12 protein-coding genes are annotated in these 12,602 nt (G+C 73.1%); 7 read left to right on the top strand and 5 right to left on the bottom strand.

Annotation, left to right across the window (positions count from 1 at the left end; translation table 11 throughout):
* Window positions 1–900: a DUF4184 family protein gene (locus ACE1OC_RS30340; RefSeq protein WP_407839691.1), complete on the bottom strand. Its 900-nt coding sequence runs from the start codon at window positions 898–900 to the stop codon at window positions 1–3.
* A gap of 260 nt (window positions 901–1,160) precedes the next feature.
* Between ACE1OC_RS30340 and ACE1OC_RS30345 the strand changes: the two genes are divergently transcribed.
* The 3 genes from ACE1OC_RS30345 to ACE1OC_RS30355 all read left to right on the top strand — a co-directional run bounded on the left by ACE1OC_RS30345 (window position 1,161) and on the right by ACE1OC_RS30355 (window position 3,781).
* Window positions 1,161–2,471, top strand: a complete 1,311-nt coding sequence (locus tag ACE1OC_RS30345; protein ID WP_407839692.1) for a lytic transglycosylase domain-containing protein — start codon at window positions 1,161–1,163, stop codon at window positions 2,469–2,471.
* Between the two features lie 177 nt (window positions 2,472–2,648).
* Complete coding sequence (locus ACE1OC_RS30350) at window positions 2,649–2,789, top strand: SPW_0924 family protein (protein WP_243338278.1); 141 nt, start codon at window positions 2,649–2,651, stop codon at window positions 2,787–2,789.
* A 14-nt stretch (window positions 2,790–2,803) separates the two neighbouring features.
* Entirely contained in the window at window positions 2,804–3,781 is a 978-nt protein-coding gene (locus ACE1OC_RS30355) for a DUF3068 domain-containing protein (RefSeq protein ID WP_407839693.1), read from the top strand.
* Here the strand turns inward: ACE1OC_RS30355 and ACE1OC_RS30360 are convergent.
* Together ACE1OC_RS30360 and ACE1OC_RS30365 are read right to left on the bottom strand one after the other, a co-directional pair.
* Window positions 3,771–6,395, bottom strand: coding sequence for an ATP-dependent RNA helicase (locus tag ACE1OC_RS30360; RefSeq protein ID WP_407839694.1), 2,625 nt, complete (start codon window positions 6,393–6,395; stop codon window positions 3,771–3,773). The two genes, ACE1OC_RS30355 and ACE1OC_RS30360, sit on opposite strands and share 11 nt — an antisense overlap.
* A gap of 4 nt (window positions 6,396–6,399) precedes the next feature.
* Window positions 6,400–7,248 (bottom strand): class I SAM-dependent methyltransferase, encoded by an 849-nt coding sequence (locus ACE1OC_RS30365; RefSeq protein ID WP_274552457.1) that lies wholly within the window; start codon window positions 7,246–7,248, stop codon window positions 6,400–6,402.
* A gap of 358 nt (window positions 7,249–7,606) precedes the next feature.
* On the opposite strand from ACE1OC_RS30365, the gene rpsA reads away from it, so the two are divergent.
* The 4 genes from rpsA (at window position 7,607) to ACE1OC_RS30385 (ending at window position 11,549) form a co-directional block, all read left to right on the top strand.
* A complete protein-coding gene (gene rpsA, locus ACE1OC_RS30370) occupies window positions 7,607–9,124 on the top strand; it encodes a 30S ribosomal protein S1 (protein WP_266876946.1) in 1,518 nt (505 codons plus the stop codon).
* Between the two features lie 216 nt (window positions 9,125–9,340).
* Window positions 9,341–10,279 (top strand): PAC2 family protein, encoded by a 939-nt coding sequence (locus ACE1OC_RS30375; RefSeq protein WP_382979678.1) that lies wholly within the window; start codon window positions 9,341–9,343, stop codon window positions 10,277–10,279.
* 109 nt (window positions 10,280–10,388) lie between these two features.
* Complete coding sequence (coaE, locus tag ACE1OC_RS30380; protein ID WP_407839695.1) at window positions 10,389–10,997, top strand: dephospho-CoA kinase; 609 nt, start codon at window positions 10,389–10,391, stop codon at window positions 10,995–10,997.
* A gap of 156 nt (window positions 10,998–11,153) precedes the next feature.
* Window positions 11,154–11,549, top strand: coding sequence for a tetratricopeptide repeat protein (locus ACE1OC_RS30385; RefSeq protein WP_266958771.1), 396 nt, complete (start codon window positions 11,154–11,156; stop codon window positions 11,547–11,549).
* A gap of 48 nt (window positions 11,550–11,597) precedes the next feature.
* Here the strand turns inward: ACE1OC_RS30385 and ACE1OC_RS30390 are convergent, their stop codons facing one another.
* On the bottom strand, window positions 11,598–11,861 hold the full coding sequence (locus ACE1OC_RS30390) for a DUF6343 family protein (RefSeq protein ID WP_407839696.1): 264 nt from the start codon (window positions 11,859–11,861) through the stop codon (window positions 11,598–11,600).
* A gap of 70 nt (window positions 11,862–11,931) precedes the next feature.
* Window positions 11,932–12,561: a hypothetical protein gene (locus ACE1OC_RS30395; RefSeq protein WP_407839697.1), complete on the bottom strand. Its 630-nt coding sequence runs from the start codon at window positions 12,559–12,561 to the stop codon at window positions 11,932–11,934.
* Window positions 12,562–12,602 lie beyond the last annotated feature (41 nt).

Below are 12,602 nucleotides of genomic sequence, written 5' to 3' on the forward strand. Positions count from 1 at the left end.
CTACGCGGTGGGGACGGGCGTTTTCGCGTCTGCGTCCGTGCCCGTGCCCCGGCCCGTGTCCGGGGCCGCGTCCGGGTCCGCGTACGAGCGGTCGCGGACCCGCCGGTGGCGCAGGCGCACGAGGATCCCGTACAGCAGCAGCCCCACGACGAGTCCGCCGCCCGCGCCGAAGCAGACGGTCGGGATGATGTCGAGCGGGGTGCGGATCCGGTCGAAGAAGGTGAAGAAGCGCAGCACGCGCAGGGTGACCCCGACCGCCACGCAGACGAGGACCAGCGCGAGCGCGCCCCACACCTCGGCCCGGCTGAGCACCGGGACGGACGCGGGGGCCGGCGCGTCCGGCAGCCGGCGCAGCGCGGTCACCGTGAACCAGACCAGGAAGCAGGCCGCGAGCGCCGAAGTCCCGTACTGCAGGTACGAGTAGAGGGGCAGCCCGAGGGCGAGCGGCTCGCCCAGCTCCGGCAGGGTGCGCGTCCCGAAGCGGTCGACGTGCGTGAAGGCGTCCCACACCACGTGCGTGAGGGAGCCGGCGACCGCCGAAAGGTAGAACCAGAGGGCCAGCGCGGGCAGTCGGCGCCCTCGCCACTCCTCGCCCCGGACGAGGGCGTGCACCTTGCCCTGCCGGCCTCGGGGCAGGAGCGCGATCAGCGGCTCGCGCAGCAGCAGCCAGCACGCCGCGAGGGCGGCGGTCAGCACCGCGTCGGCGGTCAGGACCCCGGGCAGGGAGTGCGTGAAGGTGCCGTACGGCTTCAGGCCCGACACGATCGTGTCGGCGAAGTAGAAGCTGTCCGGAGCGAACGACCCGAGGACCAGAGCCGATCCGACGAGGGGGCCGCGCGCACGACCGGACCGGCGGACGGCCGGAAGCACGGCGGCCGCGTGGCTGAGGGTGAACGGCATGGGGCCTTGCCTCCGGGGCTCGACTCGTCGACCGGTGCGGACCGGTGCGATGGGCGCGATCGGTGCGATCGGTGCGATCGGTGTGTCCAGTATGGGCGGCCTGCGGAACACATGAGGAAATCGTGAATTCCGGCTCGCGATGCGTGCCCTGTCCAGCGAGTTGACGTAGGGTCACGCGGACGTCGAGGGGGAGGGGGGTCCGGCTCATGACGGCTCGGATTCGGATACCGGTTCGGATACCGGCACGCGCGACCGCGGGGATGTCCACGCGGTTCGGCCGGGTGGTGCGCAAGGGCGGGGCCGCCGTGCTCGTCTCCGCCCTCGTGGCCGCCGTGCTGACCGCCTCGCAGGGGCCGGTCGCGGCAGGCGTCGACGCGGCACCGGTCGCGGAGCCCACGCCCGAACCCCTGCCCGACGGCTCCGCGGGGGACGGCTCCTACTTCACCGCACTGCCGCCGCTGGTGAGCCCCGAGCCGCCGGCCGTGCTGCTGCCCGAGGACGGGACGGCCCCGACGCCGCCGCCCGTGGTGCCGGCCGCCGCGGATCCGGGACCGCGCACCGAGCCCGCGGCCACGGGCGGGGCCGAGGGTGCGCAGGGGATACCGGCGAGCGTGCTCGCCGCGTACCGGGGCGCCGAGCAGGCGGTCGGCAGGAACGACCCCGGATGCGGACTGCGCTGGCAGCTCCTCGCGGCGATCGGCAAGGTCGAGTCCGGGCAGGCGCGCGGCGGGCAGGTCGACGCCGCCGGTACGACGCTGCGGCCGATCCTGGGCCCCGTGCTCGACGGCAACGGCTTCGCGAACATCTCGGACACCGACGGCGGGGCCTACGACGGGGACTCCCGCTACGACCGTGCGATCGGGCCGATGCAGTTCATCCCGTCCACGTGGGCCTCGTGGGGCCAGGACGCCAACGGCGACGGCCGGCGAGACCCCAACAACGTGCACGACGCCGCGCTCGCGGCGGGCCGCTACTTGTGCGCCGGTACGCGTGACCTGCGGGTGGACGCGGATCTGGACCGGGCCGTGCTGTCGTACAACCAGTCCTCCGCGTACCTGCGGACGGTGCGGTCGTGGTTCACGTACTACCTGAAGGGCGCGCACGAGGTCCCGGACGGCCGCGGTAGTGGCGGTAGCGGCAGTGGCAGCGGCGGAACTCCGGGGGTCACGCCGCCGAAGCCGAGCCCGACACCGAAGCCCACGCCCACGCCCACGCCTTCACCCACGCCTTCGCCGAAGCCGACGCCCACTCCGACGCCGAGCCCGACGCCGAGTCCCAAGCCGACGCCCACGCCGAGCCCCACGCCCACGCCGAAGCCGACGCCGACGCCCACGCCGAGCCCCACCCCGAGTCCGAAGCCGACGCCGACCCCCACGCCCAGCCCGAAGCCCACCCCGAGCCCCACCCCGAGTCCGAAGCCCACGCCGACCCCGACCCCGTCGCCGACGCGCGAGCCCTCCCCGAAGCCCACGGCTTCGGTCTCCCCGTCGCCGAAGCCCAAGCCGTCGGCCAAGCCCTCGCCGTCACCGTCCGCGTCGGCCGCCGGTCCGGCGCCCACGGCGACCCCCTGACGCGCACCGCCGCCCGCCCCCGCCCTGAGCGGGGGCGGGCTTCGGCGTGGCCGCGCGTACGGGTCGGGGGTCCGGCCGAGGTCATCGCGCGAGCAGTGGCGCAAAGGTTCTCATCTGTCACCCGCATTGCTACGGTGCCACCGCCCTGACACCCCATCAGATTCCGGAGGCCCCGGCATGCGCGCATTCGTCGCCGCCGCCAGCGGTCTCGTCCTCGCGGTGCTCCTCGTCTTCGCCATCACGGCGACGGGGGCGCCGGAAGGCAAGACCTCACCGAAGCCCCTGCTCACCACCGCGCCCGCCGCGCCCGGAAAGTAGAGGAGGGCCCGGCCATGCGACGCAGAGCAAGCCTCGTCCTGCTAGCCGTAGCCGTGTTCTGTGCAGCCCTCGCGCCACTGCTGCGCTGGTACGCGTACCCCAGGCTCGCCAAGATCCCGCCGAGCCAGTACCAGGAGATGGTGCTGGAGGCGAAGGACGCGACCCTCGTCGACTACGCCACCATGCAGCCGAAGAAGGTCGACAAGGTCACCATCGTCCAGACCCTCAAGGGCAACGTCGAGGCGTCGAAGGAGATCGAGGCCAGCGCGGGCAAGGACGTCGTGGTCTGGGACACCTTGACCCACATCATGGGCCCGGACGGGAAGATGGTCTCCCAGATCCCCGAGCGCTACATCTTCGACGCCCACAGCCAGGACCCGGTGCACGCCACCGGCGAGGCCGTGGACGGGGATCCGGTCAAGCGCGAGGGCATCGAGTTCAAGTGGCCGTTCTTCACCGAGCCGCGCGACTACCTCTACTTCGACGCGCAGACCCGCACCTCCTCGCCCATCCACTACGTGGGGCCGCGCACGTTCAAGGGCATGGACGTCTACTACTACGAGCAGACCGTGCCGTGGACGAAGGTCGGGCTGCCGAAGAAGATGCCGTTCGACGGCATCGACCCGGCGACGTTCGAGCAGACCACCGGAACCAGCCTCTGGTACACGACCAAGGCGATGTTCTGGATCGACCCGGTGACCGGGGCGCCCGTCAACGCCGAGCAGGAGATCCAGCAGGAGATGCGCGGCGGGACCCTCGCGGGCGGCGCGCCCGACGGGAAGCTCACCGTCTTCGCCGGGCACGTGAAGATCCGCGAGGACTACAGCGACTACACCGTCGACCTGGTCAAGTCGAACCGGATCATGGTCCTCGGGCTGCACACGTACGCCCCGATCGGGCTGGCGGCCGGCGGGCTCGCGCTCTTCGGGCTCGCGCTCTGGCTGGAGGCGCGCGGCCGGCGCCCCCGCCAGGAGGAGCCGTTCAGCGCTTGAGCCGGGCGTTGGTGTGCCGGGTGGGCTCGGCGGTCGCCGGGTCCTCGGGCCACGGGTGCTTGGGGTAGCGGCCGCGGAGCTCGGCGCGGACGGCGCGGTAGCCGCCCTGCCAGAAGGACGCCAGATCGGCGGTGACCGCGGCGGGCCGGCCGGCGGGCGACAGGAGATGGACGAGTACGGGGACCCCTGCGACCCGGGGGGTCTCGGCCAGCCCGAACAGCTCCTGGAGCTTGACCGCGAGGACGGGCTGCCCGTGCTCGGCGGCGTAGTCGACGCGGATCCGCGAGCCGCTCGGCACCTCGATCCGCTCCGGAGCCAGCTCGTCGAGCCGGGCGGCCTCGCCCGTGGCCCAGGGCAGTAGCCGGTTCAGCGCCTGCCCCGCCTCGATCCGCGCGAGGTCGCCGCGGCGGCGGGCCCGTGACAGCTCGGGCTCCAGCCAGTCGTCGGCACGCTCCAGCAGCTCGCCGTCGTCCGCGACGTCGGGCCAGGGCGCGCCGAGCGTGCGGTGCAGGAATCCGAGCCGGGCCCGGAGCGCCTGCGAGTCCGGGGTCCAGCGCAGCAGGCCGAGCCCCTCGGTACGGAGTCCGTCGAGCAGTGCGGCCCTGACGAGGGCGCGGTCGGGGTCGCGGAGCGGGCGTGCGGCGAGCTCGATGGCACCGAGCCGGGTGACCCTGCGGGCCACGAGGTCGCCGTCCTCCCAGTGCACCTCTTCGCCCGCGCGGAACAGGTGGTCGGCGGCCGTGCGGGCGGTGTCCTCGTCCAGGAGGGCGGCGAGCCGGACGCGGGCGGACGCCGAGTGCGGGGGCCTGTCGGCCACGGCGACCGCCAGCCAGGGCGCGCTGCGCAGCCCCGACCCATCGCCGAGTTCGGCCCCGGTCCCGGAGGCCATGAGGAAGGCCCCCTGGCCCTTGGCCTTGGCGACCCGCTCCGGGAACGCCAGGGCCGCTACGAGTCCGGCGGCGGCGTCGTCGGGGAGGGACCTTTCCCCCACCCCGCCCCTTCCCGAAACCGGGGCTCCGCCCCGGACCCCATACGTGCGCTGCGCGCCCGTGCCCTCAAACGCCGGTCGGGCCGGATGCTCCAGCCCCGCAGAGTTGCCCCCGGTCGCCGCGCGCTCCAGGCGGCGGGCTTCCGCGCGCCAGCGCGAGCCGTACGGGTCGCCGCCCGCGCGGGCCCGGCGCCAGGCCGCGGCCAGGTCGTCTCCGTACTCCCGCGGCGGCTCCTCGCTCAGCAGGGCCACCAGCTCCGCCGCCCGCCGGGGCCCCAGCGCGGCGGAGCCGTCGAGCAGGGCCCGGGCGAGCCGCGGGTGCAGGCCGAGCCGGGCCATCCGCAGCCCGCGCGGGGTCGGCCGACCCTCCGGGGACACCGCGCCCACCGCGAGCAGCACCTCCCGCGCCGCGGCCATCGCTCCGGCCGGCGGCGGATCGAGCAGGGCCAGGCCGGTCGCGTCCGGGTCGCCCCAGCAGGCGGCCTGGAGGGCGAACTGCGCGAGGTCCGCGATCCGGATCTCGGAGGCGGGGTACGCGGGCAGCCGCCCGTCCTCCGCTTCGGCCCAGCAGCGGTACACCGTGCCCGGGGCCTCGCGCCCGGCCCGGCCCGCGCGCTGGCGGCCGGCCGCGCGGGACGCCCGTACGGTGGCCAGCGCGCCCAGGCCCCGGGCGTGGTCGACCCGGGGTTCGCGGGCCAGCCCCGAGTCCACGACGATCCGTACGCCGGGCACGGTCAGGCTGGACTCCGCGACGGCGGTGGACAGGATGACCCGGCGGTGCGCCGCGGGGGACAGCGCCGCGTCCTGGACGGAGGCCGGAGCGCGGCCGTGTATCTGGAGCACCTCCGCGTCGACGGCGCCGAGCTGCCCGGCGACCCGGGCGATCTCACCGACGCCGGGCAGGAAGCACAGGACGTCGCCGGAACGTTCCGCCAGGGCCCGCCGCACCACCGAGGCCACGTGCGTCAGCTGCGCCGGATCCACCCGCATCCCGTGCGGCGGCCGTACCGGGCGGGCCGGCGGGGCCCACACGGTCTCCACCGGGTGGGAGATGCCGGCCGCCTCGACGACGGGGGCGTCCCCCAGGAGCCGGGCCCAGCCGGCCGCGTCCGTGGTCGCCGAGGCCGCGAGGAGCCGCAGCTCCGGGCGCAGGGTCTCCCGTACGTCCAGGAGGAAGGCGGCGACCGTGTCGGCGTCCAGGTGCCGCTCGTGGCACTCGTCCAGGATGACGAGGTCGGTTCCGGACAGCTCCTGGTCCCGCTGGAGCCGCTGGAGCAGCACCCCGGTGGTGACCACCTCGATCACGGTGGACGGCCCGACCACCCGCTCGCCGCGCACCGTGAAGCCCACCGAGGCGCCGACCTGCTCGCCGAGCAGCCAGGCCATCCGGCGGGCCGCGGCGCGGGCGGCGATCCGGCGGGGTTCGGCGACCACGACCCGGCGGCGCGGCCCGCCCCCCACCAGCCCCGCCAGCACCAGCGGCACCAGCGTGGTCTTGCCGGTCCCGGGCGGGGCGCAGAGCACGGCGGCGCCGTGCGCGTCGAGCGCCGAGACGAGCGCGGGCAGGGCTTCCCGTACGGGAAGGGAGTCGAGGTCGGCCGTACGGACCGCGCGCTGTCCCGTCACCGGATCAGTCCCGCTCGCACACGAAGATCGCGGTACCGGGGATGAGGTTGCCGCGCAGCGGGGACCAGCCGCCCCACTCCTGGCTGTTCCACGCGGGCCATTCCGGCTCGACCAGGTCGACGAGGCGGAAGCCGCCCGCGACCACGTCCCGTACCCGGTCGCCGAGGGTGCGGTGGTGCTCCACATATACGGCGCGGCCCTGCTCGTCCTGCTCGACGTAGGGGGTGCGGTCGAAGTAGGAGGCGGCGACGGACAGGCCCTCGGGGCCCGGCTCGTCGGGGAAGGCCCAGCGGATGGGATGGGTGACGGAGAAGACCCAGCGGCCGCCGGGGCGCAGGACGCGGCGCACCTCGCGCATGACGTTCACGGGATCGGCGACGAAGGGGACGGCGCCGTAGGCGGAGCAGGCGAGGTCGAAGGAGCCGTCGCGGAAGGGGAGCCGTCCGGCGTCGGCCTCGACCAGCGGAACGTCATCGCCGATCCGCAGGGCGTGCTGGAGCTGGCGGTGGGAGAGGTCCAGGGCGACGGGGCGGGCTCCCTGGGCGGCCAGCCAGCGCGAGCACTGGGCGGCGCCGGCGCCGATCTCCAGGACGTCCTTGCCCTTGAGGGAGGCGACGGGGCCCAGCAGGGCGGCCTCCGCCTCGTCCAGGCCCTCGGGTCCCCAGACGAAGCGGTCGTCGCCGAGGAAGGCTCCGTGCTCGCTCTGGTAGTCGTCGGCGTTGCGGTCCCACCAGCCCCGGCTCGCCCGGCTGCTCTCCGCTTCCCCCGCGTCACGCCGCGTGGCCTCGGAATCGTCCTCGGCGGCCGATCCGGCTTCGTACGCCTCTTCGGGGGCGCAGTCCTCTTGGTTCATGGGGCCCGTCGTCGTAGTCTGCGAATGTCTGCGGAAAGCGGGCTGGAAGGGCCATCGGCGCCTGCCCGCCCGCTAATTGTGCCGGTTGTGCGGTGATCCGCCCGAGGTGTGCGCCTTCGCGCATTGACCCTGTCCGGCTGCCCCCGTATGCTACAAGTTGCGCTGCGAGCCTGTGCTCCTCAGACCTAGCAGGCTGCGCTTGTATCTGTTGATGTCCCCTCGGTTTTCGAGGCCCCCACCCCGCATTTCGCGGAACTGGGGCTTCCTTGGCTGTCCGGCTTCTTCGGCAGATGCCGATAAGGGCTCCCGGCGTAGCAGTACCTACGACTTTCTGTCCGTAACCGGAGCCCTTACCCACATGACGAGCAGCACCGAGACCACCGCCACCACTCCGCAGGTTGCGGTCAACGACATCGGTGACGAGGCAGCGTTCCTCGCCGCGATCGACGAGACGATCAAGTACTTCAACGACGGCGACATCGTCGACGGCGTCATCGTGAAGGTGGACCGGGACGAGGTTCTCCTCGACATCGGTTACAAGACCGAGGGCGTCATCCCGAGCCGCGAGCTCTCGATCAAGCACGATGTCGACCCGAACGAGGTCGTCAAGGTCGGCGACGAGATCGAGGCCCTGGTTCTCCAGAAGGAGGACAAGGAAGGCCGTCTGATCCTGTCCAAGAAGCGTGCGCAGTACGAGCGCGCCTGGGGCACGATCGAGAAGATCAAGGAAGAAGACGGCATCGTCACCGGTACCGTCATCGAGGTCGTCAAGGGTGGTCTCATCCTCGACATCGGCCTCCGTGGCTTCCTTCCGGCTTCCCTCGTCGAGATGCGTCGCGTCCGCGACCTCCAGCCCTACGTGGGCAAGGAGCTCGAGGCCAAGATCATCGAGCTGGACAAGAACCGCAACAACGTGGTCCTGTCCCGCCGCGCCTGGCTCGAGCAGACCCAGTCCGAGGTTCGCCAGACGTTCCTCACCACCCTGCAGAAGGGTCAGGTCCGCTCCGGCGTCGTTTCCTCGATCGTCAACTTCGGTGCCTTCGTGGACCTGGGTGGCGTCGACGGTCTCGTCCACGTCTCCGAGCTGTCCTGGAAGCACATCGACCACCCGTCCGAGGTTGTCGAGGTCGGCCAGGAAGTCACCGTCGAGGTCCTCGACGTCGACATGGACCGCGAGCGCGTCTCCCTGTCGCTGAAGGCGACGCAGGAAGACCCGTGGCAGCAGTTCGCCCGGACGCACCAGATCGGTCAGGTCGTCCCGGGTAAGGTCACCAAGCTGGTTCCGTTCGGTGCGTTCGTCCGCGTGGACGAGGGCATCGAGGGTCTGGTCCACATCTCCGAGCTGGCCGAGCGCCACGTGGAGATCCCGGAGCAGGTCGTCCAGGTCAACGACGAGATCTTCGTCAAGGTCATCGACATCGACCTCGAGCGTCGCCGGATCTCGCTGTCGCTGAAGCAGGCCAACGAGTCCTTCGGTGCCGACCCGGCGTCGGTCGAGTTCGACCCGACCCTGTACGGCATGGCCGCGTCTTACGACGACCAGGGCAACTACATCTACCCCGAGGGCTTCGACCCCGAGACCAACGACTGGCTCGAGGGCTTCGACAAGCAGCGCGAAGCCTGGGAGGGCCAGTACGCCGAGGCGCAGCAGCGCTTCGAGCAGCACCAGGCTCAGGTCATCAAGAGCCGCGAGGCCGACGAGGCCGCCGCTGCCGAGGGTGCGGCCGCTCCGGCCGCGGGCAGCAGCAGCAGCGCCGGTGCGGGCATCTCGGGTGGTTCGTACTCCTCCGAGGGTGCGGACGAGACCTCTGGCGCCCTGGCGTCCGACGAGGCCCTCGCCGCGCTCCGCGAGAAGCTGGCCGGCGGCCAGAGCTGATCGCAGCAGCACGGCGTGAGCCGAGCTGATCTTCACCGGTAAGGCCCGTCCCCTCTGGGGGGCGGGCCTTACCGCGTTGTGCGGCCGTGCCGCGGGTTCCGCGCTCCCGTGAACCCCGCCCCGTGAACACTCCCTCGTGAATACCGTCAACTGGGGAATGGTCACGGGACCTTGAACGTTCTTGCCAGAGAACGCGGCGGAGGAGGAGTGGTGGCGGTGCTTGATCCACAGGGTTTGTACGAATGGGACGCCAAGGGCCTGGCGGTGGCCGACCTGGCGCTCGCCCAGGACTCGGCCGGGCTGGTCATGCTCTACCACTTCGAGGGGTACATAGACGCGGGCGAGACCGGCGAGCAGATCGTCGAGCGGCTGCTCGACACGCTGCCCCACCAGGTCGTGGCCCGGTTCGACGCGGACCGCCTGGTGGACTACCGGGCACGGCGTCCGCTGCTGACCTTCCAGCGCGACCACTGGACCGAGTTCGAGGAGCCCCTGCTCGAGGTGCGCCTCGTCCAGGACGCCACGGGCGCGCCCTTCCTGCTGCTCTCCGGCCCCGAGCCGGACGTGGAGTGGGAGCGCTTCTCCGTCGCCGTCCGGCAGATCGTCGAGCGCCTGGGCGTGCGGCTCTCCGTCAACTTCCACGGCATCCCCATGGGCGTCCCGCACACCCGTCCCGTCGGGATCACCCCGCACGGCAACCGGACCGACCTCATGCCGGGGCACCGCAGCCCCTTCGACGAGGCCCAGGTCCCCGGCAGCGCGGAGTCGCTCGTCGAGTTCCGCCTCGGTCAGGCCGGGCACGACGTGCTGGGCGTCGCGGCCCACGTACCGCACTACGTGGCGCGCTCCCCGTATCCCGACGCCGCGCTGACCGTCCTGGAGGCGATCACCGCCGCGACGGGGCTGGTCCTGCCGTCGGTCGCGCACGCGCTGCGCACCGAGGCGCACCGCACGCAGACGGAGATCGACCGGCAGATCCGGGAGGGCGACGAGGAGCTGGTCAGCCTCGTGCAGGGGCTGGAACACCAGTACGACGCGGCGGCCGGCGCCGAGACCCGGGGCAACATGATCGCGGAGCCCGCGGAGATTCCGTCGGCGGACGAGATCGGCCTCGAATTCGAGCGGTTCCTGGCGGAGCGCGAGGGCGAGGGCTGAGGCACGGGCCTCGGGCCCACGGGCCCTTCGGGGCCTCCGGCGGGGGTTCCGGTCGGGTCCGGTCGGGGGTCTGTACGGAGCCCGGGGCGCGGGGGCTAGTCTGCCGGGCATGTTGAAAGTAGGCCTGACAGGCGGAATCGGCGCCGGCAAGAGCGAGGTCTCGCGGCTGCTGGCGGGGTACGGGGCGGTCGTCGTGGACGCCGACCGGATCGCGCGGGAGGTCGTGGAGCCGGGTACGCCCGGGCTCGCGGCGGTGGTGGCCGCCTTCGGGGAGTCCGTACTGACTCCGGAGGGCGGGCTGGACCGGCCCAAGCTGGGGTCGATCGTGTTCGCCGACCCCGAGAAGCTGCGGATCCTCAACGGGATCGTGCACCCGCTGGTCGGGGCCCGGTCCGCCGAGCTGGAAGCCGCCGCGGGGGCCGATGCCATCGTGGTGCACGACGTACCGCTGCTCGCGGAGAACGGGCTCGCGCCGCTGTACGACCTGGTCGTCGTGGTGGACGCGGCGCCCGCCACCCAGCTGACCCGGCTCACGGCCCTGCGGGGCATGGAGGAGTCGGAAGCCCGGGCCCGGATGGCCGCGCAGGCCACGCGGGAACAGCGGCTGGCCGTGGCCACGCTCGTGATCGACAACGACGGGCCGCTGGAGGCGCTGGAGCCGCAGGTGCGCAAGGTGTGGGAGGAGCTCACGGCGCGGGCGGCGGGCGGCGGGGCCTGACGCGGGGAGTGCGGCGTTTGCCGTGCGGCCTGCCGTGTGTGCCTGCCGGGTGCCGGGTGTCGCGGGTGTCGTTTGACGTGTGACGTGTGACGTGTGCACGGAATAGCGGGCGGTGCGGGGGGCGTTGAACGCGTCTGTAGAGGGAAGGAACAGACCGTGTCCGACACCACGCCGCAGCTCCCGCCGCCGTCGCGGTCCTCGTCGCCCGAGACGCACGTCATCGACTACCGGGCCGCGGAGCAGCTCCTCGCCGCGCGCGACCCGCGAGGCGCGGTGAAGTTGCTCGACTCGGTCATAGCCGCCCACCCGGAGAACACGGCGGCCCGGCTGCTGCGCGCCCGGGCCTTCTTCGCCGCCGCCCAATTGCGTCCGGCGGAGCTGGAGTTCGAGATCGTGTTGGAGCGGGAGCCGGACAACGCGTTCGCCCACTTCGCGCTGGCCCGCACCCACGAGCGCGCCGGCCGGCCGGACCAGGCCCGCAAGCACTTCCGCCTCGCGGCCGCCCTGGACCCCCAGCCGGACTACCTGGCGGCGGCCCGCTTCGAGAAGTAGCCGGACCCTGCCCCACCCGGGCGACGGGGACGACAGGGCGGACACCCCCTAGGGGTCGGGGGGCTCGTACGGGGGGATGTCGCGCCCCGGCTGGTAGTGCGGGCCCTGGCGGATGTGGTGGAGCACCACGGCCAGGTCCACGGCCGCGAGCACGGCGACGGCGGCGCAGGCCGCGGCCCACCCGGGCCGGGCGGCGAGCGAGAACGCCGCCGCCCCGGCGCCGGACCAGACCATCCCCCACAGGCTCAGCCAGAAGCGCAGCCGCAGCGCGCTGCGGGCGGTCACCGGCTCGTTTCCGGTGCGCACGGCCATCACCGCCTCGACGTGTCGCCCACCCGGGCTCCCCCCGTCCCTTCCATCGTCCCACCGCGGGCCCGGCGCGTCAGGGGTTGAGCTTGTTCACGGCCTTGACGGTCGTCTTCTTGAAGGCCGGGACGGGCGCCTCGTTCAGGTAACCCATCTGCCCCCACTTCACGACCGTCACGGTGGTGCCGTCGCGGCCGATGCCGTACAGGTGGACGCCGGGCTCGGATTCCGGCATGGAGGTGTGCACCCCGTAGACGTGTGCGCCTTCCTCGACGCTGAGCTTCCCGTAGTCCTGCCAGGAGGCCGTACCGCCCGGGGTCTTGCGCAGCCAGTCGGCGGCGCAGGCCGCGACCTTGCGCTCCAGGGCCGCCGCGAGCTTGACGGCCGCGGCGCTGGAGGAGGTGCGTACGGACACCTGGACCGCGCCCGTGTCGAACTCGGTGGAGAAGTCGCGGTACCAGCTCCCGGTGGCCGGGAGGACGCCCTCCACGCAGAACGGCGCGAACTCGGGCAGCCCCTTGGTGACCTTCCCGGCGTACCAGGCGGAGCCGGGGTGCGGGGGCAGGTCGGTGCCGGCCAGGAACCCGGGCGCGGTGACGGCGGCCGTCGAGGTGGTGGAGGCGGCGAGGACGAGGGCGGTGGCGGCGGCCGCGGTGGCCGCGAGGGCGGCGGCGGTGCGGGCGGTGCGGGCGGTGCGTCGGAACATGGTCGGTTCTCCCCGTGTCATCCGTGTAGTCCGTGGCGGTG

The sequence above is a fragment of the Streptomyces stoeckheimensis genome (genome assembly GCF_045822005.1).
Taxonomy (GTDB): Bacteria; Actinomycetota; Actinomycetes; order Streptomycetales; family Streptomycetaceae; genus Streptomyces; species Streptomyces stoeckheimensis.

Bases quoted from the DNA above. Each gene is read 5' to 3' on its own strand.
- ACE1OC_RS30365 (WP_274552457.1), bottom strand. From the start codon at position 7,248: ATGAACCAAGAGGACTGCGCCCCCGAAGAGGCGTACGAAGCCGGATCG.
- ACE1OC_RS30390 (WP_407839696.1), bottom strand. From the start codon at position 11,861: ATGGCCGTGCGCACCGGAAACGAGCCGGTGACCGCCCGCAGCGCGCTG.
- ACE1OC_RS30395 (WP_407839697.1), bottom strand. From the start codon at position 12,561: ATGTTCCGACGCACCGCCCGCACCGCCCGCACCGCCGCCGCCCTCGCG.
- coaE (WP_407839695.1), top strand. From the start codon at position 10,389: ATGTTGAAAGTAGGCCTGACAGGCGGAATCGGCGCCGGCAAGAGCGAG.
- ACE1OC_RS30340 (WP_407839691.1), bottom strand. From the start codon at position 900: ATGCCGTTCACCCTCAGCCACGCGGCCGCCGTGCTTCCGGCCGTCCGC.
- rpsA (WP_266876946.1), top strand. From the start codon at position 7,607: ATGACGAGCAGCACCGAGACCACCGCCACCACTCCGCAGGTTGCGGTC.
- ACE1OC_RS30345 (WP_407839692.1), top strand. From the start codon at position 1,161: ATGTCCACGCGGTTCGGCCGGGTGGTGCGCAAGGGCGGGGCCGCCGTG.
- ACE1OC_RS30355 (WP_407839693.1), top strand. From the start codon at position 2,804: ATGCGACGCAGAGCAAGCCTCGTCCTGCTAGCCGTAGCCGTGTTCTGT.
- ACE1OC_RS30350 (WP_243338278.1), top strand. From the start codon at position 2,649: ATGCGCGCATTCGTCGCCGCCGCCAGCGGTCTCGTCCTCGCGGTGCTC.